Source organism: Alteromonas naphthalenivorans, assembly GCF_000213655.1.
GTDB lineage: Bacteria > Pseudomonadota > Gammaproteobacteria > Enterobacterales > Alteromonadaceae > Alteromonas > Alteromonas naphthalenivorans.
The window spans coordinates 3,165,618-3,189,622 of record NC_015554.1 but is presented as its reverse complement, the minus strand read 5'-3'; the positions used below and the strand labels follow the sequence as shown (position 1 = coordinate 3,189,622).

The window sequence follows — 24,005 nt, the reverse complement described above, 5'->3', positions numbered from 1 at the left end:
CAATGGCAGCCAAAAAAATTAGAGCTAAAGAGCGAGATGCTATTATCCAGTCGCTTAAATCTGGTGTTACGCCAAAAGTAGGGATACAGCACATACAGGTCGGTAGAGGCAACGAGTTAAAAGCTTTGATTGCGGATATAGATCGGGTTACTGAAGGTGGCTCAGCTTTTCGTTTAATTATTGGTGAATATGGATCCGGTAAAACTTTCTTTTTAAGTGTTGTCAGGGCTATAGCTTTGGAGCGAAAACTGGTAACTGTGAATGCTGATTTATCTCCGGATAGACGTATTCATGCATCATCTGGACAAGCCAGGAATTTATACTCTGAGCTCATGCGGAATATGTCCACTCGCAATAAGCCTGACGGTAATGCTTTAACGAGCGTAGTAGAAAAATTCATTACTGAAGCGCGAAAAGAAGCTGATAATAACGGTAAAGATATCACCACTGTAATTCAAGAAAGGTTATCTTCATTGTCAGAACTAGTGGGAGGATACGACTTCTCTAAAGTGATTGAAGCTTACTGGACTGGACATGAAACAGACAATGAGACGTTAAAAAACAATGCTGTAAAATGGTTAAGAGCCGAATATGCAACTAAGACCGATGCACACAAAGATCTTGGGATTAGGAGTATTATTTCTGATGCATCGTTTTATGATTCTTTAAAGCTAATGAGCCTATTCGTGAGGCAAGCAGGCTACGAGGGTTTACTAGTTAACCTCGATGAAATGGTAAATTTATACAAACTCAATAGTACTCAAGCGCGAGTGTCGAACTATGAACAGATCTTAAGAATATTAAATGACTGTTTGCAGGGATCTGCGGAGTATCTGGGCTTTTTACTCGGGGGAACACCTGAGTTCTTACTTGACCCAAGAAAAGGCTTATATAGCTATGAAGCACTGCAATCACGCCTAGCTGGTAATACATTTGCAAAACAAGCGGGGGTTATTGATTATTCTTCACCTGCGCTACATTTAGCTAGCTTGACGCCTGAAGAGTTATTTATTCTTCTGAAAAATCTGAGGCATGTTTATGCGTCTGGCGATGAAACACAGTATTTAGTGCCTGATGAATCCCTTAAGGCATTTTTAGTACATTGCAGTAGAACAATTGGTGATGCTTATTTCAGAACTCCAAGAAATACCATAAAAGCTTTTTTAGATATGCTCGCAGTAATAGATCAAAATGCAAGTATTTCGTGGGATAGCTTGATTGCGAAAGTTGATATTGTGGAAGATAAACCATCGGATGTTGAGCTTGATGTCGAATCAGAAGAAGATGGACTAGCTGATTTCAAATTATGATAGATGCACACGAGAAGCTGGATTTCCGTGTACAGCAGTGGATTTTTAAGCAGGGCTGGGATCGCCTACGAGAAATTCAATGCCTAGCGATCGATCCTATCTTGACCGGTTGCACTGATGTGCTCATTAGTGCTTCTACAGCAGCAGGCAAAACGGAAGCATTTTTTTTACCCGCAATAAGTGCTATTGCAGAGGATAAGCGGGGCGTCGGGATCTTATATATAAGTCCCCTAAAAGCACTAATAAACGATCAAGATAGAAGGCTTGAAAGTCTAGCAGATATACTAGACTTACAAGTTACGCCTTGGCACGGTGATAGTGCTCAAGGCCGTAAATCAAAACTTAAACGAAATCCTTCTGGTATTGTTTTAATAACACCTGAGTCATTAGAGTCACTATTTATACGGGATAGTGGTTGGGTTAAATCTGCTTTTCAAAATTTAAAACATATTGTAATAGACGAATTTCACGCATTCATAGGGACTGAACGTGGTCATCATTTGTTGAGTTTACTTCACCGATTAGAGCATTTGCTTGGTCGCCTAAAAAATCCTATACCCAGAACTGCATTAAGTGCCACTCTTGGCGAATTAGAGACCGTACCACTCTCTCTTAGGCCAAATAAATCATTACCATGCAAAATAATTAAGCAAACCCAATCTTCGGCTTCGCTAAAAATGCAGGTCAAGGGCTACATTGAGACCAATACAGCAGTAGGTGATGCCGTGCGAGCTGAGCATCTTGTATGTAATGATTTATATGAACTTTGCCGAGGTGGTAACCATCTAGTCTTTGCGAATAGCAGAAGTCGTACTGAAATCCTTGCAGCAGTATTAGCCGATATGTGTGAGAGTAACGCTGTACCAAATGAGTTTTTTCCTCATCATGGTTCCCTTTCAAAGGAAATGAGAGAAACATTAGAAGCTCGGCTACAGCAGGAAAGGCTCCCAACTACTGCAATTTGTACCATGACCTTGGAGCTTGGTATTGATATTGGGAAAGTTAACTCAGTTGTGCAAGTTACCGCGCCTCATTCGATAGCTAGTTTGAGACAAAGAATGGGGCGGTCAGGAAGACGCGGTGGTGCAAGTATTCTAAGGATGCTGATTACCGAGAACGAACTGACAGAGCAATCCAGTATTGTAGATCAGTTACGTCTGGAGCTAGTTCAGTCATTAGCGATGGTCAGATTATTAGTTGCTAATAAGTGGTATGAACCGGCTGACTCCTCACTATTGCATTTCTCGACACTTCTGCATCAAATATTAGCATTAACTGCCCAGTGGGGAGGAATAAGAGCTGACCAAATATATAGTTTGCTGTGTAAGGATGGCCCGTTTCAGCATGTTACCGTCGCTCATTTTAAATGCTTATTGTCCCATATGGGTAATACTGAATTAATTACTCAGTTAGGTAGTGGAGAGCTTGTTTTAGGGCATGCTGGCGAAAAAATAACGAATCATTATAGCTTTTACGCTGTATTTAAAACACCTGAAGAATTTAGAATTGTTTCAGGCAGCAAAACGCTAGGAACACTTCCTGTAGATAGCTTGATATTAGAAGGTCAACATATCGTTTTTGCTGGAAGAAGGTGGGTGGTTGAATTGGTTGATGTGGAAAAAAAGGTAATATTAGTCAACCGCGCTAAAGGAGGCCAGCCACCTAAATTTGGCGGCGCTGGAATGGCGATTCATGATGTGGTTCGACAAGAAATGTTTAAAATACTGTGTGAGGGCGACTACAAAATAAAGGTTGGCGAACACCGAATAGAGTTTGCGGATGAAACTGCACAGTCATTGTTTCAGGAAGCGGCTAAATTTTTCCAAACAGCTAACCTTGCAAAAACTAATTTTATTCAGCAAGGTAATAGAACGGTGATCCTCACGTGGGCTGGCGATAAAATTGTAAACACTATCGTTGCTGTACTGATCAGCAAGGGTTTTGCTGCTGGAGCATTTGCAGGAATCATCGAAATTGAAAAGGCCGATGCGCAAGATGTAATCGATGCACTTAAGAGTTTCCAGACTGATGGCACAATATCTGCGGATCAGTTAGCTAAGTCAATTCCTGAAAAGGCGATCGATAAATTTGATGAGTATCTACCAGAAAATTTGCTTTTGGCTGGTTATGCCGCGAGAGCATTTGATGTCTTAAGTACTAAATTGAAAATTAAAGAACTATTAACAGATTTCGTCTCATAGATTTATTTTGACTAAATTGTAAGTTCAATAGCTTTAGCTCGTTCTTAAGGCTCTTCAACACTACCTTCAAATTCGTTGTGTTTTTTATCGTGAAGCGATTGAACTCATTAGAAACTGTAGCACATATGTAGCACAGAAAAATATGGTTGGTGGTTACTATCGCTTGAAGCGAGGGAAAATGGTGGCCCCACCCTGACTTGAACAGGGGACCTGCCGATTATGAGTCGGATGCTCTAACCAACTGAGCTATGGGGCCATATTTGAAATCGCTTGCTTGAAAACGTGAAACGTATCAATGAAAAGCGAGCGCAAGTATAAGCAGTTTTATTTGCCTTGTCACGCCTAGGGTTAGGCTTTGTGAACAGTTTGCTTTATTTTTGTTCAGCTTTACCTGCATTTGTGATGAATTTGCATTGTTATCACCTTCTTTACCTTGCTCGAACACCTCAATCCTTGACGAGCCAGCCTTATTAGCCTCACTATGATCCTTAGCAACAGGTCGTTTATTAGTTATCACCTCTGGGCGAAGGGGTTAACACCACTATACCAAGGTCCTAGCACCTTAAATTCAAACAGGAAGTACAGATAGAAATGAAAATGCACGGGCGTTTAGGTGTCATATTAGCGGTTATTATAGGGTTGTCGGGCTGCGACAAGCTGGGCTTGAGTGAACGAGAAGTGGGCGAAATCCCATTTACGCTTACGGGCATTGAAAATAGCGCATGCCCATTAATGGTAAAAGTAGGGCCTACAAAATGGCAACTAGATTACTTTGGCTTCTACTTAACCAAACCTGAAGTGCGTATTGACGGTAAATGGCAGCGAGTATCTTTTAAGCAAACGCAGTGGCAAACCCAATCTACTGCCTTATTAAAGTTCCATACGTTATGTAGCGCGCCACAAAATGCCAATAATAAAATCATTCTAGATGTATCGGAAGGTCTATTAAAACTGGCGACCAACCTTAGGTTCACAATGGGGCTTCCCTTTGATGTAAACCATACCGACCCTCTAGCTCAAGCATCACCGTTAAATGATACCAGCATGTTTTTAAACAAACAGTCGGGGCATCGTTTCTTACGCCTGGATTTATCTCACGCGGGGGCTAACAATAAACAGTGGCAGTATCATTTGGGCAGTGCTAATTGTGAGTCTGAATCCGCTGATGCAGCGCCTGAAGCATCTTGTGCCTTTACTAACAGGGTAGAATTCATTTTACCGATGACACAGCTCGATAGCGAACTGGCACTTGAGATTTCGGTTTCAAATATACTCGCTCAGGTCGACCTTTTAGAGGCTGATAGCTGTGAATTTGGAAGCCCTGAAGCACAACCATGCAAGCAATTGCTACGTAACTTACTGAATAGACCATGGATAAAGTGGGATTAGGCTCGCGCTAAGGGCGTATTATAGACTTTCGGATACTAGAGAGGCTGCGGCTCGCGGGTCATAATAATAGCGAGCGCATGGGGTTAAGTAGAAATTAACCATGCTAAATAGTTTTTTTTAATCAATGATAGATGCTTTTATACGCGCGAACGTGAATTTAAGCTTATACTTTAAGCAGAGATAATAACCTATCGCCAATAGGTTAAGCTGTGCACATAGTGTCAAAATTTGCTATCTTAATAAAAATAAATGATTCCTGAACAAGGCGAACTGGCGCGGAGAGAAGAATGACAGAGAAGGCCTTCCTGATAAGCGGTAGAAATACCATTATCCATAAAATTCGAAAGTTAGATTTGCTAGTAACAAACGGCGACGAAAATCCGCCCATTATCGTTACTTATAAAGGCATCAAGCAGTACGAAGGGAAAATCCCTGAGAATAAGCGCGATGCTAAAATGATGGATATGGAACTTGTTGATATTACAACAAGCGATGTGTTTGGCGATGAAAAAACCTTAGTGTTTATTCAAACCCTAAATGGAAAAGAATATAAAATCGATTACACAAAAATCGGTACCAGTATGTTCATCAAAATCCATCAAGATAGCATTTTCTAGTTATTAGAAATTATGTGGGGTCAGCAAACCTGTCCCCAGTTATCTGCTAGCTGCGTATTAAACCCTGCTATTGGCCGTGCTTCTCCTTTAAGTTGCACATAGCGCTGTTCAAATATTGAGAATCGACAAATATCTACTGGCGTAACTTCTGATGCGTTAACACTATTTATGATACCTGCAGTTTCCAGCCCTTCGGCAATTAACTCGGAACAAAACCAACTACTGAAGTCTTCTTGGTTGTAGCTAATGCTTCCTAAAATAGGGTGGCTATCTAACGCGTCTACAGCGGAACCAAAAAGTTGTAGTACGTCATAGGCCTTGCCTTCCTGGTCAAACATGAAATTAAAAAATTCATGTTTGTTTTGCTCGAACATATCGCGAGCAGATTCACCTAATGGTAGCCACCACATGTCGCCGTCGTAGGTATGCACCCGTTCACTTAAGCGGTTAGTCATCACGCCTTTTTTACCGTCATAAACGGTGGCTTCCATAACTTGATTAAAGTACCGACCCGACGCTTCGTCACGCATTTTGGTTTGCATAACAATAGCAATGTGAGTTACGGCTGAGCGGGTGGTTAATTTTGTCCATCGAGAGAAAAGGCTGTTTCCGCCAAAAGCGATAATATCGCCTGGACGCATTTGTTCTCTAATATGATGGTATTTTTGCTGTTCTAACATGATTACCTCCTTGTCTAATGACTGAGTGATTTGTATCAAAGTGTGTGTAACCTGCGACCAGTAAGCGTTTTAGTATGGTTAATTATCGGCTTCTATCGGCCGTTTATCGCTTGGTCTCACGTAACAGAGTTTTAACCTTTTTATAGCGCGAATGTCATATTTTTTCACTAGTTTATGCACGCGAAGACAAAAGTAGTTGTCGACGCATCATTTAACTACTCTCATTTGAGGAACTTGATATGGATATGTCACGCCACGTTAGATTACCCGCTTTGTTTGGTTTTGGAATCACTCTTGCGTTGTCTGCAAGTCTAGCCAATGCAAATGGGTATCCTGAAAGCACTGAACAAGACCTTGTAGCAGTTTGCGAAGCGATAAAAGAAGATAATCGCTTAGCATTGCATAAAGCAGTAAAACGCAGTCGTATCAGTTATAAAAATTTGCACAGAGGATTAGTGTGTAACGGCGAAGATATGCTGTCTTTCGCTCAGTCACACAACGCGACGTCAACAGGCGACTATCTTGCTCGTAAAGTAAAAGCTGATAAATCAGTCTTAACGGCGAAACGTTAACGGCAACTAAATCAGACTTTATGATTGAATTTTAAATCCCTGGATTTGGAGCTACTGATTTTCAGTAGCTCTTTTTTATTTAAAAAGGGGATTAAACTATCAAGTTCATGCGTCATTCCTTTACGCTCTAAACTTTTAAGTACCAGCCTTTTAAGTACCAGCCTTCTAAGCTTGAGCCCTTTGCACATAATCTGCCTATATTCTATTTCCTTCTCTCTATTTCCTTCTCCATAAGGCTTGGAAAGAAAAACGTCGAAAAAGACCAATGTCTTACTAGCGTCATATTCGTTCAGCCGATAGACTGTTTTCGCTAAGAAGTAAGTGCTTTGTCTACTCACTTACTGGGTTTTCAGGAGAACAAGAAGTGTAATGGTTGAACTACGACAATGGATAACCGGCGCGATATTAGTACTTGGATGTTATTACCTTGGTACGTGGCTGTCTTCTTCAACAGGTTTACCCCTGCCTGGTGCGCTTACTGGCTTGCTCATTCTTTTAGCGGTGCTTTTTATCGCTCCTAAGGCCGAACCTCTTGTGGCACGTGCCGCCTCTCCTTTACTCAGTCATATGTCGGTATTGTTTGTACCTGCTGTTCTTGGCGTTAGCGCATATTGGAAGGAAATAGCAGAAAATGGGTGGGCCATAGGTATCGCGATAATTATCACTACCTGCATAAGTTTAGGTATTAGCGCTAAAATAGCAGAAAAACTACTTTCCTCACGCCATGCACACCTTTCGCAAGTACCTGCTAAAAAAGATACAGCCGAACAAGTCACCGAGCAAAAGGTAGTGAAAAAAATGGTGAGAAAGGGAAGTGACAATGATTGAAGCTATTAGACATGCCGCTACGCTTTCGGGTGTGGCGTGGCTTGCAATTACGCTACTATTTTATTGGATTGGGTTAACCATAAACCGAAAATATTACCGTTACCCGATTTCTCACCCACTTATTTTTACGGCGCTAAGTGTGGGAGTGCTCGTGTATTTGTCCAATACTGCTATGACCCATTATCAGCAATCTGCTGGTTTGTTGCATTGGTTGTTAGGCCCTGTCACCGTTGCGTTGGCACTGCCTATTTATCGACAATGGCAACGCTTGCGTCACTATGGTTTACCCTTGCTGTTAAGTATAGTGGCTGGCGGTATTGTAGCGCCTATTTTAGCTTGGGCTGCACTGTGGGCGTTTAACTCGCCAGTTAGTCTTCAACTCACTATGTTAGCCAAATCTATTACCACGCCCCTCGCCATGGAAGCATCGGCTCAAATAGGTGGAATTCCTGCTCTTGCCGCTGTGTTTGTCATTACAACCGGTGTAGTAGGCGCCATTGCCGCTACGAGTGTTTTTCGTATTTTTAAGGTAACCGATACGCAATCTCAAGGCGTTGCGCTAGGCACGGTTGCCCATGCAGTAGGAACCGCAAAATCGCTCCACATGGGCGATGAAGTGGCAGCCATGGCAACACTAGGTTTGTGCGTAAATGGCATATTTACCGCTATTATTTTGCCATTAATATTTAGTTTTCTCTCACCATCTCTTTAATTTTGACTACAATGGATAAAAAGCATTTCATTCGAAAGTGCTATTGTTAGTTTCGACGTGTCACGTCAATATATGAACCGTCAAAATTTATCGCTTCAGTTCGAAGTATTAACGCCGATACAGTGTTGATTACAACGCATTGTAATTTTCACTATTATCAAAAAGCTAGGTGGTAAGATTATTCAATGTTTTCTGTACTCGTCTGTGACGACTCGTTAGTCGCTCGAAAACAAGTTGCCAAATGTTTGCCTCAGGACTGGGAAATTGCCGTGCATTTTGCAAAGAATGGGCAGGAAGCACTCGTTGCACTCAAAGAAGGGAAAGGCGACTTACTGCTACTTGATTTGAACATGCCCATACTCGATGGTTATGGCACGTTAGAAGCAATTAAAGCGGAAGGCTTGTCGACTAAGGTCATTGTCATTTCAGGTGATATTCAACCTGAAGCTTACGATAGAGTAACGGCCTTGGGGGCATTGGATTTTATTCGTAAGCCGGTCTCACCTCAAACCCTTGCTGAAGTGCTCGATAAATTTGACATATTGCACAGCGAGCCAGAGCCCGTTGTTGAGGCTGCGCCGTTAGATCCTGATATTCGTGACTGTTACCAAGAAATAACGAATATCGCCATGGGGCAAGCCGGTGATCACTTAGCCCGTATTATGAACGTCTTCGTTCGACTTCCTATTCCTAATGTAAACCTTATTGAAGTCTCTGAATTACATATGATGCTTTCAGATATTGAAAGTCATGAGCAAGTTACTGCTGTGTGTCAGGGCTTTCTAGGGCCGGGCATCAGTGGTGAGGCCATTTGTATTTTAAGTGACTCGAGCTTTGAAGATGTGGCAAAAATTCTCAACGTTGAGGGCGAAGTGGATGATCAGCTACAGCTAGAACTATTAATGGATGCGGCCAGTATTCTTATCGGTACTTGCCTTACTGGCCTAGCAGTGCAAATGGATGTTAACTTCAGCCAAGGTCATCCCATTGTTTTAGGGCAGCACCGAGCTATTACTGAAATTATCAGTATGAATCAGATTAGATGGAAACGAACCCTCGCCATCGAGCTAAGCTATGGCTTAGAAGGTTACAATGTTCAATGTGATTTGATTTTGTTGTTTACCGAAGAGTCGATGAAAATGATGAATTCGAAACTTGCCCACCTGTTGGAGGACTTCTAATGAGCCAACAATTGGATGATATACTCGAATTCCATTGGATGATGGACATGCTTCAAACGGTTGATGTAGGCATTGTTGTGCTAAATCGACAGTTTAAAATTCAAGTCTGGAACGGCTTCATGGAAAGTCATAGTGGCATGCTGCCTAGTGATGTTCGTGATAAATCGCTTTTTGACTTATTCCCTACCATTAAAGAAGACTGGTTTACGCAAAAGTCTAAACCGGTATTTGATCTAAAAACCAGAGCCTTTATGACCTGGGAACAGCGCCCTTATTTATTTAAGTTTCCTAACTACCGGCCGATTACAGGTAGTGAGTCATTTATGTATCAAAACATCACACTGTCGCCATTAATATCGGCTACAGGAAACGTTGAATACATCAGTATGATGATTTACGACATGACAGATGTTGCGGTGGGTAAAAAGCAACTTGAAGCCATACAAGTGCATATGACGGAAGCACAAGAGCGTAATCAGCTCGCCCGCTAATATTTACTTTTATCGCCACAAGTACTTGCGAACCACCCCCATTTTTTATTCGAGCTAATCAACACGTGGCCACAGTTGCACGTGTTGCCGGAGTCACTATGCGAACGTTTTTCCAGTTTCTATTCTCACCCCAACTATTGCCATTAGAGGCGAAAGCAAACGCTGTCTCTTCCACAAAGCATTTCATTTTAGTCGCTACGGTGTTTGCGTTAGCTGCGTGTGGTGGCGGAGGCGGTGATTCAGATGGCGGTAGTGGCTCTAGTAACAGTGACTTAGTGATTAACGCCGGTGACGATGCAACGGTGACCGAGGGCGCAAGTTATTCCTTGAGTGCGGTAGTGAGTGGTGGGAATGAAGAATATACTTATCGCTGGTCGGCATCGCCTTCACTGACTATCACCAACGAAGACACTAGCGATTCTGCTGCTAGTTTTGAAGCACCAAGCGTATCAAGTGCCACTGAATATACTATTACCGTAACGGTTAACGACACGGGGGGCAACGAAGCCAGTGACTTGACCATTATAACCGTGGTGCCGATTAATATTGCTCCAGAAGCAATTATTGATGTGCCCGAGTGGGATGGTTTAGACGCAAATAATTTCCCTGGCGGCGTAGAAGTTATTTTTGATGGCAGTAGCAGTACCGATGACGACGCTACAGACGAGAGCGCGTCCATCTCTGATTACAGCTGGACGCAAACCGATGGTACTAACGTTATTACGGGGGAAGAAACCAATTTATCAACTCTTACCATAGTGACGCCTATTGCAAATGATGCTCAGACCTTGAGTTTCGAACTAACTGTAACCGACAGTGAAGGCACCACCGACACAGAATCTGTGACTATTTTTGTTCAGTCGGAGTCAGATACGCTTCCCGTCGTTGACGCAGGTTCCTCACAAGGCGTATTCAGCGGTGAAACGATTGTACTAGATGGCGATGCCAGCACCAGTATTCCAAGCGCATTACCCCTGACCTACGATTGGGAGCGCAGCAATAACGTCTCTTCAATAACCTTACCTGCTAATGCGGCAGATGCAGCTACCTTAAGCCAAAACGTAGACATACAAGCAATCGATGATGAAGATGACTTATCGACGTTTGCTATCGCGCCTGCGGTAACTGAATATACTGTAGTGGCTTACACATTAACCGTGACCGATGCCAACGGTAATCAAGTAGAAGATACAATTAATGTGGGTGTACGCCCCATGCCGACTCCTTTAATGAATGATACTGGCGTGTTGCAGCAAGCAACTGATAATGCGCTGACTGAAGCGCAACAAAACGAGTGGCCGGGTCAAGATGGTCAACGAGGCGCTGATATTGTTGAACAAAATGGATTAATTGAGAAAGCCGGACGTGGTAAAGCGGGCTTCGATTATACCCGCTTAAATGCCAATGGTGATGAACAGGATGCCAGTGCAGATACGTGGTCATGCGTACGCGACAACGTAACGGGCTTAGTGTGGGAAGTTAAAACCGACGACGGTACACTGCAAGATAAAGACTACACTTATTCATGGTATAGCGACGATGTTAATGGCGGCTATGAAGGTGATTTAAGCGGCAGAGATACGGTTTGTTCACTGACCAACTGCAACACACAAGCTTATGTGACAGCGCTAAACGCTCAAGGATTATGCGGTTTTTACGATTGGCGTATGCCCACCCACCAAGAGCTTTTCTCGCTCATGCATTTAGGTATCTCTGATAGTATGACCATTGATGAAGACTACTTTCCGTATACTGGCGTACTTTCGGCAAACCCAGTGTGGTACTGGACTTCTGTACCTAGCGCCGACGGTGTAAACAGCGACGATGCGCAAAATGCATGGGCGCTGGATTTCGATTCTGGGGTAGATAACTTTTTAAATAAATCCTCGGCGGCAAAAGTACGCTTAGTAAGAGCGGGGAGATAATCATGAAAACATTTGCACCTTTATTAGCACCGATAGCAGCATCGTTGATGTTAATTTCTACGACACTTTCGGCACAAACCTGTTTGTCCGATGGGCTTGAAACCACACCTGATGAAGACTTTACCACTATCACCAGTAGTACGGTATTGCATGAGCCTACCGACTTGGTGTGGGAGCGGTGTGCAGAAGGGCAAACATGGGATGGAAGTACGTGTGACGGCGAAGCCGTGAAGTACACATGGCAGCAAGCATTGAAGTTAGCGCAAGCGGCCAGTGATGAAGACTTATTAGGTTGGCGACTTCCTAATGTTAAGGAACTTGCCACCATTGTTGAGCGTGACTGTGTACGCCCCGCTGTAAATAGCACCATGTTCCCAGAAACGCCGCCAGATGACTTTTGGACATCTACCCCTTCGGTTGATGACCCCGATAGGGCGTGGGTAGTGGCTTTCTTCAATGCGAGCCATTCAATTAAAGAGAAAGATCGCTTTATTTACGTAAGATTGGTGCGAACGTACACAAACGATTAGCGAATATGCACCAATCTTCAATTTATACTTTAGGCTAATGCTAAGGTTGTATGGTAGGAAATATGAAAGCGCGCACTTATAATGCGCGCTTTTCTTATTGCTAGCAGGCATCCATGTTGACCTTGATACTTCACCCTGATTTTTCGCAGTTTAGACTCATGTCGCCTTCCTATTTGCGTGTAAGCTAGCCACAATACTCCCATGAAATATTTTGAACGCCTTTTACTAGGTATTGTAAGCACAGTGCTATTTGCTGGATGGATTAAACCAGCCTCGGCAGAAATCTCGTGCAACATTGATTTTGCGTATGGCTTAGCGGTTAACGACACTCAACTTCGCGTTATGGAAAAGTCTCGCACGCGGGTGCAAATTAACGATCAAACTCAACTTTTTATCGATGGTCGTTGGCAAACCCTTACCGCTGAGCAAAGCGAGTGGTTAGGAGAGTATGCGCATGGCTTGCATTATGTGGTGCCCAAAATGATAGTTTTGGCTACCGAGGGTGTCGACCTGGCAGTAGATACTATTGAAAGTGTTTACTTGGGTTTAGTAGGAAGCGACCACGATAGCTACGAGCGCTTAAATAGCGCCATGAAGCGAGTGAAGGTAAGGGTTAAAGATAAGTTTAGGCACGCCAGTAATCACTACTTCATTGGCCCAGGATCGTTAGAAAGTGTGGATGATTTTGTTGATAGTGAAATTGAAGCCCAATTGGAAGAGGCTATTTCCACCTCTGTAGGTGGCATCTTGTCGGCGATTAGCGGGATCAATACCAATAGTGATGAAGTGAACAGCGAGAAAGTGGCTGAAATTACCCGTCAGTTAGGCACGGTAGGCGAACAGCTTGAGAGAGATATGAACAGTAAAGCGACCAGCCTGCGGAATAAAGCAGAGTGGATTTGTAACAAGCTAAAACGCTTAGATGTTGCAGAAGAAAAGCTTCGCGCTTCAATTCCTGCACTGCAACCGTATAATCTGATTACTTCCCATTCTCCAGAAGAAACGGAATAGCGGATAGCCTCGCACTAATCTCTGATAATTCAAGCCAACCAATCTCAATACCACCTATACGAAGCAAGACAGCAAAGTATTCAGGTAACGTCTGCCTTTGGCGGTGACCTGCCAATGGGTATCGGTGATATCCAGCAGTCCTTTTGCCTGTGCATCATCCAATGCATCTTGATATTCTTTCGTTAATTCAACACCGGTTAATGCAGGGTAATCCTCGATAGGGCAGGGCTCTACCAATCTAAAGCGGTTCATGAAGAATTCAAAAGGTAAGTCTTCAGCAGGTACTTGAGTTTCAGTATCTAAATAAGGACGGCTTATTTCCATATAGCCACGAGGGTGCTTAATTTTAACCGTGCGCGTAATCGTGCCCGTGGCGATATCTGTAATTTTTCCGTGTGCACCGCAGCCTATTCCTAAGTAATCCCCAAAGCGCCAGTAGTTAAGGTTATGCTGGCACTGATGCCCCGCTTTTGCGTAAGCAGAAATCTCATATTGCTCGTACCCAGCAGCTTTTAAACGGGCATGCCCCTGTTCTTGAATGTCCCATAAAATATCATCATCGGGTAACTCAGGGGGACGTGAATAAAAAGGTGTATTGGGTTCAATCGTTAGCTGATACCACGACAAATGATAGGGTGACAACGCCAGTGCTTTGTCTACATCAGACATGGCATTTTCAACACTTTGCTCAGGCAAGCCGTGCATTAAATCAAGGTTAAATGTAGGTAGCCCAGCGCTGTGTGCCTGATTAATCGCTTCTATGGCTTGGGTATCGTCATGAATGCGGCCAAGTACCTTTAAGTGGGCTGGCTGAAAGCTTTGTATACCTACTGAAATGCGGTTGATACCCGCTTGATAGAAGCCAGCGAAACGGCCACTTTCCACCGTGCCAGGGTTGGCTTCCATAGTGATTTCGGCATTATCTGCCAAGTTCACGCGCTCGCGAATGCCTTTAACTAGGTCGCTAATCGCCTCGGCTGAAAATAAGCTAGGTGTGCCACCGCCTATGAAAATAGTTTCAACGGTCCTATCGCCTATGCGCTTAGCATCTATGGCTAAGTCATCAAGCAGATGAGCGACATACTCTTTTTCGGGCAATGCCGACTTTAAGCCGTGTGAATTAAAATCGCAATATGGGCATTTTTGTACGCACCAAGGAATATGCACATACAAACTTAGTGGAGGATTACGCAAAGGTGTTTCTCATCGTTTCTAATAGTATAGCCAGTGCGTTTCCGCGGTGACTAATACGGTTCTTTTCAGCTTTATCTAACTGTGCGGCTGTGCAGTTGTGAGATGGCACATTGAAAACAGGATCGTAACCAAAGCCGCCATCGCCTTCACGAGATTTAAGAATTTCACCTTCCCACTTACCTTGGCTAACGAGTGGGACAGGGTCACCTGCGTGACGCATGAATACCAGTGTGCAAAAGAAGTGGGCTTTGCGGTTATCAGAACCTGCTAACTCACTTAAAAGCTTGTCGATATTGTCGCTGTCGGTAGCATTAACTCCAGCAAAACGGGCTGAATAAATACCTGGCGCGCCACCCAGGGCGTCGACCACTAAGCCCGAATCGTCAGCAATAGCGGGTAAACCTGTAACCTTGGCAGCATGTCGCGCTTTAATAATGGCGTTCTCAACAAAGGTAGTGCCCGTTTCAGGCACGTCTTCCACGCCCAATTCTTTTTGCGCAATAACATCTACACCGTACTCAGCAAACAAGCTGGTGAATTCACGCACCTTGCCCTGATTACCAGACGCGAGCACTATCTTTTGAGGAAAAGTCATAAAAATACCTTAACAAATTTAATTCAGTTTTAGCTGGCGCTGGCTAAGCTAAGCAGGAGACCTAACTACCCCGTAACCACGCGGTGAATACATCCCTGTACGCCCTTCTTTTGCATGTAGGCCGCATCCATGCGGCAGAGGGGTTACTGTGCAGTTAGTTCTCCTACTTGCTAGCCTGTGTCGCTAATATTGCAGTTTTAATCGCGATTTATTTAATAGCTTGTGTAGCAGATTAAGAGCAACTTAATAAGACACCGTTTTTAAAAAACTTTGAATGGCTAAAGGTGGTTTATACCTGCCGGTTTCGCAGATTGCCCTGAATTGGGAGAAAGCTTGCGCAGCCAATACACCTGATTGGCCGCGCTAACCGTGCCATCGCTAACCGTGCCATCACCAACCTCGTCATCAACTAGCAGGCAAATGGCCGCATCACTTATCCCCGTGTCAGGTTATCGCGTTAGCGCTTCTTCGTGCGATTCTTAATTTTTGGCTTCGCTTTAGACTTGGCTTTTGCTTTGTCTTTCGCCGTTAGCTTTTTCTTTCTTGGGCCAATTTTGGGGGCTTTATTTTGCGGACGAAGTTCTGAAATAACCCGGGCTTTGATTGGTTCTTCGGTGTAGCGCGCTGCTTTGGTGATAAATTCAAAGTCGTGGGCTTCTATCAAAGATATCGCAGTGCCTTTGGCGCCAGCACGGCCGGTACGTCCAATTCGGTGAACATAAACGTCGGCTTTACGTGGCATATCGAAGTTAATAACATGGCTAACTTCAGGTACATCAATGCCTCGCGCGGCTACGTCGGTAGCTAAGAGTACCGGCACTTCGCCACTTTTAAAGCGCGTTAAGGCAGCCATACGTTTATCTTGTGGCATTTCGCCTTGTAACCAGCACACCATAATATCTTGCGATGCTAAATAGTCTTTAAGCATTTGCAGGCGTTCGCGGGTTTTAACGAATACAACCGTGGTAGTCGCTTGTTCTTTTAATATATGAACGAGCAATGCCTTTTTATGGTTTAAGTCATCAGCTAAGTGATACCACTGGTGAATTTTGTTCTTTTCTTTGCGTGATGGAAAGGCTTCAATCACTTCAGGATTTTGTAGAATGTCTTTGGCAAACTGACTTACACCGCCGCCTTCCAATGTGGCAGAAAATAGCATGTTCTGTTTGCGCCAGCGTGCTTCACTCGCAATCTGGTTCACAATAGTGCGGAAACCCATGTCTAGCATGCGATCGGCTTCATCAAGAATAAGGCACTCGATGTCTCGACAATCGGCCATTTCATTTTGAATATGCTCGAATAGACGCCCTGGAGTCGCCACCAAAATATCGATGCTTTGGCTAAGGGTTTCTCTGTCGGTACCGTAGTTAATGCCACCGGTGATCACACCGCTAACAATGTCAGTGTGCTTGGTTAACTCTACGGCTTGTTCATACACCTGCAGCGCGAGTTCGCGGGTAGGGGTAAGAATAAGAATACGGGTTGAACCGGGTTGTTTACGCGGGTAGTCGAGTAAAAACTGACAAACCGGTAACAAGAACGCAGCGGTTTTACCCGTGCCAGTAGGCGCAGACGCTAAAATGTCGCGCCCGTCCATTGCATGAGGGATAACCAAAGATTGTACGCTGGTGGGGCTCTCGTAGCCCATATCCGCCACCGCGTGGCAGAGTTCTTCGTCTAATTCGAGATCTTCGAAAGTCATAGTATAAAACGCTCATATTGAATGGGGCGTATTGTAGCATTTATGGTACAAAACGTAGAAAAAAAACACGTAATAGGTAATTTACCGACGTGTTTTGTGTGAGCTCTTTATAAAAGCTCATTTTTAAAACGCACTTGCCAGTGCGCCTTATCAAAGTAGTGCGCTTATTTTTTCCAATTTAGCGTTGTTCAGGGCTTCACGAATTTCTGGGCCTTTAAATCCTTGAGCAATAATGTGCTGAACATCCACGGCATTGGCTGCCACTAAGGCTTGAGTTATCAACGCTTCGCGCTCTGGCCAATGTAATGAACTCATAGCGCCGGCCTGCGCTAAATCAGAGGGTTGCATTGCAATTGGTTGCAGGGCATTAAGGAAAAGCCTAAAGCGCTCAGGTCGTCGCCATGCATCGGTTTTATTAAACACTGTTAACAGCGTGTCGGCGTCTAGTTTGTCGCAATTAAGAAGTGATGTTTTATGCGCGCTTACCATTTCAGCAATGTCGCTTACCGTATTTTGCACTTTTAATCGTTTACACATCTGCTGAACGTCATTGAGTGATAAGCCTGAACAAAACGCTGCAAAACGAACTTCTATTGGCGCAGACGGACTGGCGTCTTGTTCTTGTGGTTGAGAGTGCGTTTGCCTTTGAATTTGTTTGAGCGTTTGAATGGCAGTGTTAAAAGCGCTTTCAGACTGACTAAGTTCTGCAAACCAGTCGTCTAAGCCGTTGCACGCTTTTAAAGTTTTGAAAAATACCTCGGGCGTGGCTTCAAGTAAACTTCGCTTGGTTTCTTGCCATACTCTCTCTGCACTTAGGCTAGTTAATTCACCAGACTTGGCCATGTCGGTCATCAGGCTTAGGGTTTCTTCAGCAATGGTGAATCCTAAGTAGGCATAGCGGGTGGCGAAACGGGCAACGCGAAATACCCGCAGAGGGTCTTCACTGAACGCTTCAGAAACATGACGAAGTATTTTTTGCTGTAAGTCTTTTTGCCCATGATAGGGATCGATAAGTTCGCCGTCTTGATCTCGGGCAATGGCATTTACCGTTAAGTCGCGGCGTTTTAAATCCTCTTCTAACGTGACCGACGTAGAAGCATCGCACTCAAAGCCTGTATAACCGCTGCCCATTTTACGTTCGGTACGGGCAAGTGCGTATTCTTCTGAGGTTTTGGGGTGTAAAAATACAGGAAAGTCTTTACCGACTTGCGTAAAGCCTTTAGCTAGCATTTGCGCTGGTGTTGCTCCTACCACAACATAATCACGTTCGGTAACGGTTCTTCCCAAAAGGGTGTCGCGTACCGCGCCGCCAACTAAATAAACCTGCATGTAACCTCTATTTTAAAATTTAACTCAGCCAATAGTTATTATTACAGAAGCAGATCGTATAAGCACACTTTGACTTCTGTTCACGCTCTGGTAGTTTAAATCGCGTTTTCAACTTCAACAGCGAATACCATGTATTTGAATTACTTTGGGTTAAGCGATAATCCGTTTTCAATCGCACCAAACCCCGATTACCTCTATATGAGCCCGCGGCACAAAGAGGCGCTAGCTCACCTTACTTTTGGGCTAAGTGAAAGTGGCGGTTTTGTTATGCTTACCGGCGAGGTAGGTACAGGGAAAACCACGGTTTCTCGTAAGTTATTGCAACAATTGCCAGATAACACCCAAGTAGCAATGATACTAAACCCAACGCTTTCTGCGCTGGAGTTGCTCGCCACGGTATGCGATGAACTTGGTTTACCGTACCAAGAAGAGAAAGCCAGCTTAAAATACTTCACCGATTTGATTTTATCTAAATTGGCAGAAAATCACCAACAGGGCATGAATACCGTGTTGATGGTTGATGAAGCGCAACATTTATTGCCAGAAGTGTTGGAGCAGTTGCGGTTACTCACGAATCTAGAAACCAACCGCGAAAAACTACTAAAAGTGGTATTAATTGGTCAGCCTGAATTACAGCAACTATTGAAGCGTAACGAGCTGAGACAGCTCGCGCAGCGTATTACTGCCCGGTATCATTTACTGCCCCTTACCGCCCCGGAAGTTAGTGCTTACATAGCGCATAGGCTTAGTGTGGCTCACGGTGATGTGAGTATTTTTAGCAAATCTACTTTGCGGGCAGTGCATCAAATAACCGGTGGTATTCCAAGAGTTATAAACTTGCTTTGCGATAGAGCATTAACGCTTTCTTTCACCAAACAACATGCCGTAGTGCAAAAGCCTATTTTCCTTGCTGCGGCACAGCAAATTCTTGGTGAAGATGTGGTCAGCCAGCGTATACAGGGTAACCGTAAATGGTGGCTTGCTAGCGCATTTGTAGTGGCTGTGTTTTGTGGCTATGGGCTAGGGAGTTTATATGTCTAACATTCTTAGTATTAGTGACCTAAAGCCCGGCATGGTGATTGTTAGAATTACGCAACAGAATGGCCCAGTTAAAATTCGAAAATCCGGCTTGGTCTCCAGTGATGCTATGGTGGAAGGCTTAGCAGAAATGGGGGTTCAGGAAATAGAAATAGATCCCGATCAAACCGTAGAGATTGCGCCTGCAGCTACAGCTGGCGTTGGACATCGAACGCAAACCCAAGCGCTATTACGTGGCCAGCACGATACCAGCGCAAAGTTCGACAAAACGCTATCTGACCAATTTAATCGCAGTTTGTTTTTGCCTACCGTGCAAGGGCTGCCTTCCATGTGGAAGGTATATGGTAAAGAGCTGGCGACTTACTCAGCGATTGTTGCAGGTGGTTTATGCTTAGGGTTTCTGATTGCCACGCGAGGGGAGTGGTGGCCTGCCGTTACCGCGTCGGTTGTGGAATCTATTCGACCTGAAGCTTCAAACACCACTGGTATCTCGAAGCAAGGCTCCCAAGCGCTTGCACAAGCCCCTTCACAGTTACCTGCGCCAGTGAACGGACAAGACAGTGAACAAGGGGCTGGACAAACGTCAGCGCCTGAAACTACGCCACTCATAGTGCCCAATGCATCTGAACAAGTATCAACGACTAGCGATAATTCACCTTCTGAAAATATCGCTTCGCAAGAAGATGGTTCAGATCGCATAGCGCAAGCCTCTAATACCAACCCAAATTCGCAGTCACTGCCAAGCTACGCAAGGACGGGAAGCCAAGCACGGACGGAAGACCAGACGCGGTCGGGAAATCAAAATGACGCTGATGATACCTTCGATTTAGCCGCGGCTGAGGAAGAAGGGCGGGTGCTTAATTCTCAAGGTAACCAAGGTGACAACAAGATTGAAGTATCGCCAGAACTGTTAGCGCGTTTTAATCAAGCGGTGGCAGCGCTGGATACTCAAGCTGAGAACAATGATTTTGAGCCGGAAACGAAAGTAACGGTACGAGATAATATTCAGCGTGTTGATCAGTTGCCTGTACGGCTATTAACGCGGTTGCCCTCTATGAATTTCAGTGCGCATATGTACGCATCACGACCAGATGATCGTTGGGTGCGGGTGAATGGCATACAAATGAGTGAAGGTGATTGGATTGACGATAAAGTGCAAATTGTTAATATTGAAGCGCAGCAAGTGGTGCTAGGTTTTGAAGAAGAACTCTTCACCATGGCGGCGCTTACTGACTGGTAGTAAAGGCGCTAGGCATTGGGTATTAAGGTGAATGTTAATACCCTTGGCTTATAGTCAGGATGCTCATTAGTCTGGCGCTTGATTTACCAATACGTCTTGAAAGAAATTCGATAAGTTCACGTTGAAATCATCGGGCCGCACGCCCGAAACAATTTCATCATCATTATCACTTAAATCTAACCGAGTAATATCATCATATTGCTGGGATGAAACGCTATAAAATGTCATCACAATGGGGCTCATCGTAATAAGTGGGTTTTGTTGGCTGACAATGGCAAGTTTCCCACTTTTTAGCCTAACAATTGAGCCGACAGGGTGCACTCCCATGCACGTGACAAACTGGTTAACCAAGGTCTGATCGAGTCTGTTATCTTCGGTGAGTCGTTTGAGGGCCTGGGTGGGGCTAATACTTTCTTTGTGGGGACGGTTGGACACCATAGCATCGTAGGTATCAATAATGCCTGCAATGCGCGCAAATTCGGAAATTTCCATTTCTTTGAGTGCTTTAGGGTAGCCACTGCCGTCTATGCGTTCGTGATGTTGCGCAATAATTGATAACACTAAATCCGAAATATCCCCGCATTGCTCCACAAGCTCAACACCAATATCAACGTGGGTTTTCATCAGTTCCCAATCTGCCGCTGACAAATCTTGAACACTGTTATGAACATCCATCGGTATCGACGACATGCCCACATCCATTAACAATGCCCCTAGACTCGCTTGGTCTATGGTTCCTCTGTCATAGCCAAGAAACTGGGTAAACATACCCATTAAAATACTACAGTTGATGGAGTGTTCTAGCAGGTAAGCGTTATTGTTTTTTATCAGAGTTAAGCAGGATAGGGCGTCCTTGTTATCAAATATGCTATCGATAAGGCTCTGGGCTAGTTCTTTTACTAATTTCAAGTCGTTTACTGCACCACGATTAAGTGCAGATAAAAAGCCGTTTTGTATATTTACCGCATCAAAGTAAAGCCCATTCGCTTCTTTCATTGCGTTTCGTGTAAGGCTAGTAGTCGCTGGCGACGGCTCTTCTCTTACCTTAGTAGGCGCTTGAACGATTGTTTCTGATGTGGGGTTGGGAGCTGAGTCGGTTGCTGGTTCGTGATTGGGAGACTTGTCGAAGTCTACTTGAACAACCTGTATCCCGCGAGATTTTAATGTATTGATAACCGTTTGGTGTTTTACAAGACCCTTTGAACGCATCCGTAAGCTGCCAGTTTGTTTAAGTACTTGGTTGATGTACATCCCCGGTTTGAGATCATCAATAGGTACTGCTTTCAGCATAAAGACTCCATTCAATTTTATAAGCGATGTTAATTACTTACTAAAGTTAGGCGAAGTACGAGTACTTCGCCATCACTACGGCGCAAAATTCCACTGAACGATACTAAAGTTTAAACTTTACGTTTAAGAGTGAGTATTTTACAGCCAGTATTTAAATCCAAGCAGGTTGCTTAGCTTCGTAAGCCGAGATTTTGTCGGTAAGCTCAAGCGTTTGGCCAATTGCATCTAACCCTTTTAGCAAGTTAGTTTTATGGTGATCCGCAATGTCGAAGCTAAAGCTATTCTCACCAAAAGTTACAGTTTGCTCTGGTAAGTTAACCGTAATTTCTAGCGCTGGATTGGCTTCTACTGCTGCAAATAGCGCGTCCATTTCACTGCTGGCAAGCGCAACTGGCAACAATTGGTTGTTAATGCAGTTGCCGTAAAATATATCAGCATAGCTGGTGGCAATAATGGTTTTAAAACCAAAATCGTTCAGCGACCATGGCGCATGTTCACGGCTAGAACCACAACCGAAGTTTTCTCTGGTAAGTAGAATACTTGCACCGGCAAACTCAGGTTTGTTCAATGAGAACTCAGGGTTAGGTACTTTTTCTTCTAAATCCAAATAACGCCAATCGTGGAACAAGTGCTTTCCATAGCCCGCACGGGTTACACCAGTTAGAAACTGCTTAGGAATAATTTGGTCGGTATCTACGTTAGCTTGGTCTAGCGGTACCGCTGTACCTGTATGCGCGGTAAAACCTTGTGTTGTATCAGACATTATTTACTCCTGAAAATCTCTAACGTCGGCGAAACGGCCCGTAATAGCGGCTGCAGCTGCCATCGCTGGGCTAACCAAGTGGGTGCGTGCACCACGGCCTTGGCGGCCTTCAAAGTTTCGGTTACTGGTTGATGCGCAGCGATCGCCAGCCACCAGTTTATCGTCGTTCATACCCAAGCACATAGAGCAGCCCGGCAAGCGCCACTCAAAGCCAGCATCGGTAAAAATTTTATCTAACCCTTCAGCTTCCGCTTGTTTTTTCACATGACCTGAACCCGGAACCACAATGGCGGTAACCGAATCGACCACTTTGCCGTTTTTAGCAATATGGGCAGCTGCACGTAAATCTTCAATCCGACCATTAGTACAAGAACCGATAAACACATGGTTTACGGCAACATCGGCAAGTTTATCGCCTGCTGATAATCCCATATAGCCCAAGGCTTTTTTGGCACTTTCTTTTTCGATAGGATCAGAGAAATCATCTGGGCCCGGCACGGGTGCATCAACACCAATAACTTGGCCTGGGTTTGTGCCCCAAGTAACCTGAGGTGCAATGTCAGCCGCTTCAAGTTCTACTACTGTGTCAAAGCTTGCGCCTTCTTCAGTGTAAAGGGTTTTCCAATAGGCTACTGCGTCTTCCCAGTCTTGGCCCTTCGGCGCATATTCACGGCCTTTAAGGTATTCAAAAGTAGTGTCATCTGGTGCAATTAAGCCTGCTTTAGCACCGGCTTCGATACTCATGTTACACACGGTCATGCGCTCTTCCATGGTTAAACCGGAAATAGCTTCACCCGCGTATTCAATAACGTGCCCCGTTGCGCCTGCGTGACCAATTCTACCAATGATGGCAAGAATAATGTCTTTCGCAGTAATACCAACAGGAAGCGTACCATTTACCTTAATAAGCATGCTTTTCGCACGGCTTTGCTTAAGGGTTTGGGTGGCTAATACGTGCTCAACTTGAGACGTACCAATACCAAATGCTAGGGCACCGAATGCGCCATGGGTGGCAGTGTGTGAATCGCCACATACTACTGTCATGCCCGGTTGAATCAGGCCTAGTTCAGGGCCCATAACATGCACAATACCCTGCTTTTGATGGCCAACAGGGTACAGCTGAATACCGTGTTGTTCACAGTTATTCGCAAGGGTGTGAAGTTGAAGCGCATTTTGCGGGCCGCATGCATCTATCGCCAACGAGCGAGTAGAAATACTGTGATCCATGGTACCAACAGTGCGCTCAGGGCAACGTACTTTACGGCCTTTTTCATTTAAGCCAGCAAAAGCCTGAGGCGAAGTTACTTCGTGTATAAGGTGGCGATCGATATAAATTAAGCTGTCTTCGCCCAATTGATCGATAATATGTGCTTGCCACACTTTGTCGTATAAGGTCTTGGCCATGGT

22 protein-coding genes and 1 tRNA gene are annotated in these 24,005 nt (G+C 44.4%); 14 read left to right on the top strand and 9 right to left on the bottom strand.

What is annotated here, in order from left to right; translation table 11 throughout:
- Positions 1-2: 2 nt before the first annotated feature.
- Both AMBT_RS13915 and AMBT_RS13910 read left to right on the top strand, forming a co-directional pair.
- Positions 3-1,310, top strand: coding sequence for an ATP-binding protein (locus AMBT_RS13915; protein WP_013785273.1), 1,308 nt, complete (start codon positions 3-5; stop codon positions 1,308-1,310).
- Positions 1,307-3,511 carry a DEAD/DEAH box helicase gene (locus AMBT_RS13910; RefSeq protein WP_013785272.1) on the top strand — a complete coding sequence of 735 codons (2,205 nt, stop codon included), beginning with the start codon at positions 1,307-1,309 and terminating at the stop codon, positions 3,509-3,511. Before AMBT_RS13915 ends, AMBT_RS13910 begins: the two co-directional genes overlap by 4 nt.
- Before the next feature lie 179 nt (positions 3,512-3,690).
- Here the strand turns inward: AMBT_RS13910 and AMBT_RS13905 are convergent.
- A tRNA-Ile gene (locus AMBT_RS13905) sits at positions 3,691-3,767 on the bottom strand.
- Between the two features lie 335 nt (positions 3,768-4,102).
- Between AMBT_RS13905 and AMBT_RS13900 the strand changes: the two genes are divergently transcribed.
- Positions 4,103-4,900 (top strand): MbnP family protein, encoded by a 798-nt coding sequence (locus tag AMBT_RS13900; RefSeq protein WP_013785270.1) that lies wholly within the window; start codon positions 4,103-4,105, stop codon positions 4,898-4,900.
- Positions 4,901-5,187: 287 nt separating this feature from the next.
- Positions 5,188-5,517 carry a hypothetical protein gene (locus tag AMBT_RS13895; RefSeq protein ID WP_013785269.1) on the top strand — a complete coding sequence of 110 codons (330 nt, stop codon included), beginning with the start codon at positions 5,188-5,190 and terminating at the stop codon, positions 5,515-5,517.
- Between the two features lie 20 nt (positions 5,518-5,537).
- Here AMBT_RS13895 and AMBT_RS13890 read toward each other — a convergent pair whose 3' ends face one another.
- The gene (locus tag AMBT_RS13890; protein ID WP_013785268.1) at positions 5,538-6,197 is read right to left on the bottom strand and encodes a hypothetical protein; all 660 of its coding nucleotides are present in this window, start codon (positions 6,195-6,197) and stop codon (positions 5,538-5,540) included.
- A 239-nt stretch (positions 6,198-6,436) separates the two neighbouring features.
- Between AMBT_RS13890 and AMBT_RS13885 the strand changes: the two genes are divergently transcribed.
- The 8 genes from AMBT_RS13885 to AMBT_RS13845 all read left to right on the top strand — a co-directional run bounded on the left by AMBT_RS13885 (position 6,437) and on the right by AMBT_RS13845 (position 13,447).
- Positions 6,437-6,769: a DUF3718 domain-containing protein gene (locus AMBT_RS13885; protein ID WP_013785267.1), complete on the top strand. Its 333-nt coding sequence runs from the start codon at positions 6,437-6,439 to the stop codon at positions 6,767-6,769.
- Between the two features lie 369 nt (positions 6,770-7,138).
- Positions 7,139-7,597, top strand: coding sequence for a CidA/LrgA family protein (locus tag AMBT_RS13875; protein WP_013785265.1), 459 nt, complete (start codon positions 7,139-7,141; stop codon positions 7,595-7,597).
- The gene (locus AMBT_RS13870) at positions 7,590-8,309 is read left to right on the top strand and encodes an LrgB family protein (protein WP_013785264.1); all 720 of its coding nucleotides are present in this window, start codon (positions 7,590-7,592) and stop codon (positions 8,307-8,309) included. The genes AMBT_RS13875 and AMBT_RS13870 overlap by 8 nt, the downstream gene beginning before the upstream one ends.
- Before the next feature lie 185 nt (positions 8,310-8,494).
- Positions 8,495-9,490 (top strand): response regulator, encoded by a 996-nt coding sequence (locus AMBT_RS13865; RefSeq protein ID WP_013785263.1) that lies wholly within the window; start codon positions 8,495-8,497, stop codon positions 9,488-9,490.
- Positions 9,490-9,981: a PAS domain-containing protein gene (locus tag AMBT_RS13860; RefSeq protein ID WP_013785262.1), complete on the top strand. Its 492-nt coding sequence runs from the start codon at positions 9,490-9,492 to the stop codon at positions 9,979-9,981. Before AMBT_RS13865 ends, AMBT_RS13860 begins: the two co-directional genes overlap by 1 nt.
- A 98-nt stretch (positions 9,982-10,079) precedes the next feature.
- On the top strand, positions 10,080-11,906 hold the full coding sequence (locus AMBT_RS13855) for an Lcl C-terminal domain-containing protein (protein WP_013785261.1): 1,827 nt from the start codon (positions 10,080-10,082) through the stop codon (positions 11,904-11,906).
- A gap of 2 nt (positions 11,907-11,908) precedes the next feature.
- Positions 11,909-12,436: an Lcl C-terminal domain-containing protein gene (locus tag AMBT_RS13850; RefSeq protein WP_013785260.1), complete on the top strand. Its 528-nt coding sequence runs from the start codon at positions 11,909-11,911 to the stop codon at positions 12,434-12,436.
- Positions 12,437-12,637: 201 nt separating this feature from the next.
- Positions 12,638-13,447: a YggN family protein gene (locus AMBT_RS13845; RefSeq protein ID WP_013785259.1), complete on the top strand. Its 810-nt coding sequence runs from the start codon at positions 12,638-12,640 to the stop codon at positions 13,445-13,447.
- A 54-nt stretch (positions 13,448-13,501) separates the two neighbouring features.
- Here the strand turns inward: AMBT_RS13845 and hemW are convergent, their stop codons facing one another.
- The 4 genes from hemW to AMBT_RS13825 all read right to left on the bottom strand — a co-directional run bounded on the left by hemW (position 13,502) and on the right by AMBT_RS13825 (position 18,267).
- A complete protein-coding gene (gene hemW / locus AMBT_RS13840; RefSeq protein WP_013785258.1) occupies positions 13,502-14,641 on the bottom strand; it encodes a radical SAM family heme chaperone HemW in 1,140 nt (379 codons plus the stop codon).
- On the bottom strand, positions 14,634-15,236 hold the full coding sequence (locus tag AMBT_RS13835) for an XTP/dITP diphosphatase (RefSeq protein ID WP_013785257.1): 603 nt from the start codon (positions 15,234-15,236) through the stop codon (positions 14,634-14,636). Before AMBT_RS13835 ends, hemW begins: the two co-directional genes overlap by 8 nt.
- 457 nt (positions 15,237-15,693) lie before the next feature.
- The gene (srmB, locus tag AMBT_RS13830; RefSeq protein WP_013785256.1) at positions 15,694-16,938 is read right to left on the bottom strand and encodes an ATP-dependent RNA helicase SrmB; all 1,245 of its coding nucleotides are present in this window, start codon (positions 16,936-16,938) and stop codon (positions 15,694-15,696) included.
- A 150-nt stretch (positions 16,939-17,088) separates the two neighbouring features.
- Positions 17,089-18,267 carry a tRNA nucleotidyltransferase/poly(A) polymerase-related protein gene (locus tag AMBT_RS13825; RefSeq protein ID WP_013785255.1) on the bottom strand — a complete coding sequence of 393 codons (1,179 nt, stop codon included), beginning with the start codon at positions 18,265-18,267 and terminating at the stop codon, positions 17,089-17,091.
- A gap of 129 nt (positions 18,268-18,396) precedes the next feature.
- Between AMBT_RS13825 and AMBT_RS13820 the strand changes: the two genes are divergently transcribed.
- Together AMBT_RS13820 and AMBT_RS13815 are read left to right on the top strand one after the other, a co-directional pair.
- Complete coding sequence (locus AMBT_RS13820; RefSeq protein WP_013785254.1) at positions 18,397-19,308, top strand: ExeA family protein; 912 nt, start codon at positions 18,397-18,399, stop codon at positions 19,306-19,308.
- The gene (locus tag AMBT_RS13815; RefSeq protein WP_013785253.1) at positions 19,301-20,545 is read left to right on the top strand and encodes a general secretion pathway protein GspB; all 1,245 of its coding nucleotides are present in this window, start codon (positions 19,301-19,303) and stop codon (positions 20,543-20,545) included. The genes AMBT_RS13820 and AMBT_RS13815 overlap by 8 nt, the downstream gene beginning before the upstream one ends.
- A gap of 66 nt (positions 20,546-20,611) precedes the next feature.
- Here the strand turns inward: AMBT_RS13815 and AMBT_RS13810 are convergent, their stop codons facing one another.
- The 3 genes from AMBT_RS13810 to leuC form a co-directional block, all read right to left on the bottom strand.
- Positions 20,612-21,835, bottom strand: coding sequence for a cyclic di-GMP phosphodiesterase (locus AMBT_RS13810; protein ID WP_013785252.1), 1,224 nt, complete (start codon positions 21,833-21,835; stop codon positions 20,612-20,614).
- 151 nt (positions 21,836-21,986) lie between these two features.
- Positions 21,987-22,598 (bottom strand): 3-isopropylmalate dehydratase small subunit, encoded by a 612-nt coding sequence (gene leuD, locus AMBT_RS13805; RefSeq protein ID WP_013785251.1) that lies wholly within the window; start codon positions 22,596-22,598, stop codon positions 21,987-21,989.
- Between the two features lie 3 nt (positions 22,599-22,601).
- Entirely contained in the window at positions 22,602-24,002 is a 1,401-nt protein-coding gene (leuC, locus tag AMBT_RS13800) for a 3-isopropylmalate dehydratase large subunit (protein ID WP_013785250.1), read from the bottom strand.
- Positions 24,003-24,005: the final 3 nt, after the last annotated feature.

What these genes read in the sequence shown, in the direction of transcription:
- AMBT_RS13915 (WP_013785273.1), top strand. Translation starts at nt 3, where the DNA reads ATGGCAGCCAAAAAAATTAGAGCTAAAGAGCGAGATGCTATTATCCAG.
- AMBT_RS13910 (WP_013785272.1), top strand. Translation starts at nt 1,307, where the DNA reads ATGATAGATGCACACGAGAAGCTGGATTTCCGTGTACAGCAGTGGATT.
- AMBT_RS13900 (WP_013785270.1), top strand. Translation starts at nt 4,103, where the DNA reads ATGAAAATGCACGGGCGTTTAGGTGTCATATTAGCGGTTATTATAGGG.
- AMBT_RS13895 (WP_013785269.1), top strand. Translation starts at nt 5,188, where the DNA reads ATGACAGAGAAGGCCTTCCTGATAAGCGGTAGAAATACCATTATCCAT.
- AMBT_RS13890 (WP_013785268.1), bottom strand. Translation starts at nt 6,197, where the DNA reads ATGTTAGAACAGCAAAAATACCATCATATTAGAGAACAAATGCGTCCA.
- AMBT_RS13885 (WP_013785267.1), top strand. Translation starts at nt 6,437, where the DNA reads ATGGATATGTCACGCCACGTTAGATTACCCGCTTTGTTTGGTTTTGGA.
- AMBT_RS13875 (WP_013785265.1), top strand. Translation starts at nt 7,139, where the DNA reads ATGGTTGAACTACGACAATGGATAACCGGCGCGATATTAGTACTTGGA.
- AMBT_RS13870 (WP_013785264.1), top strand. Translation starts at nt 7,590, where the DNA reads ATGATTGAAGCTATTAGACATGCCGCTACGCTTTCGGGTGTGGCGTGG.
- AMBT_RS13865 (WP_013785263.1), top strand. Translation starts at nt 8,495, where the DNA reads ATGTTTTCTGTACTCGTCTGTGACGACTCGTTAGTCGCTCGAAAACAA.
- AMBT_RS13860 (WP_013785262.1), top strand. Translation starts at nt 9,490, where the DNA reads ATGAGCCAACAATTGGATGATATACTCGAATTCCATTGGATGATGGAC.
- AMBT_RS13855 (WP_013785261.1), top strand. Translation starts at nt 10,080, where the DNA reads ATGCGAACGTTTTTCCAGTTTCTATTCTCACCCCAACTATTGCCATTA.
- AMBT_RS13850 (WP_013785260.1), top strand. Translation starts at nt 11,909, where the DNA reads ATGAAAACATTTGCACCTTTATTAGCACCGATAGCAGCATCGTTGATG.
- AMBT_RS13845 (WP_013785259.1), top strand. Translation starts at nt 12,638, where the DNA reads ATGAAATATTTTGAACGCCTTTTACTAGGTATTGTAAGCACAGTGCTA.
- AMBT_RS13835 (WP_013785257.1), bottom strand. Translation starts at nt 15,236, where the DNA reads ATGACTTTTCCTCAAAAGATAGTGCTCGCGTCTGGTAATCAGGGCAAG.
- srmB (WP_013785256.1), bottom strand. Translation starts at nt 16,938, where the DNA reads ATGACTTTCGAAGATCTCGAATTAGACGAAGAACTCTGCCACGCGGTG.
- AMBT_RS13825 (WP_013785255.1), bottom strand. Translation starts at nt 18,267, where the DNA reads ATGCAGGTTTATTTAGTTGGCGGCGCGGTACGCGACACCCTTTTGGGA.
- AMBT_RS13820 (WP_013785254.1), top strand. Translation starts at nt 18,397, where the DNA reads ATGTATTTGAATTACTTTGGGTTAAGCGATAATCCGTTTTCAATCGCA.
- AMBT_RS13815 (WP_013785253.1), top strand. Translation starts at nt 19,301, where the DNA reads ATGTCTAACATTCTTAGTATTAGTGACCTAAAGCCCGGCATGGTGATT.
- AMBT_RS13810 (WP_013785252.1), bottom strand. Translation starts at nt 21,835, where the DNA reads ATGCTGAAAGCAGTACCTATTGATGATCTCAAACCGGGGATGTACATC.
- leuD (WP_013785251.1), bottom strand. Translation starts at nt 22,598, where the DNA reads ATGTCTGATACAACACAAGGTTTTACCGCGCATACAGGTACAGCGGTA.
- leuC (WP_013785250.1), bottom strand. Translation starts at nt 24,002, where the DNA reads ATGGCCAAGACCTTATACGACAAAGTGTGGCAAGCACATATTATCGAT.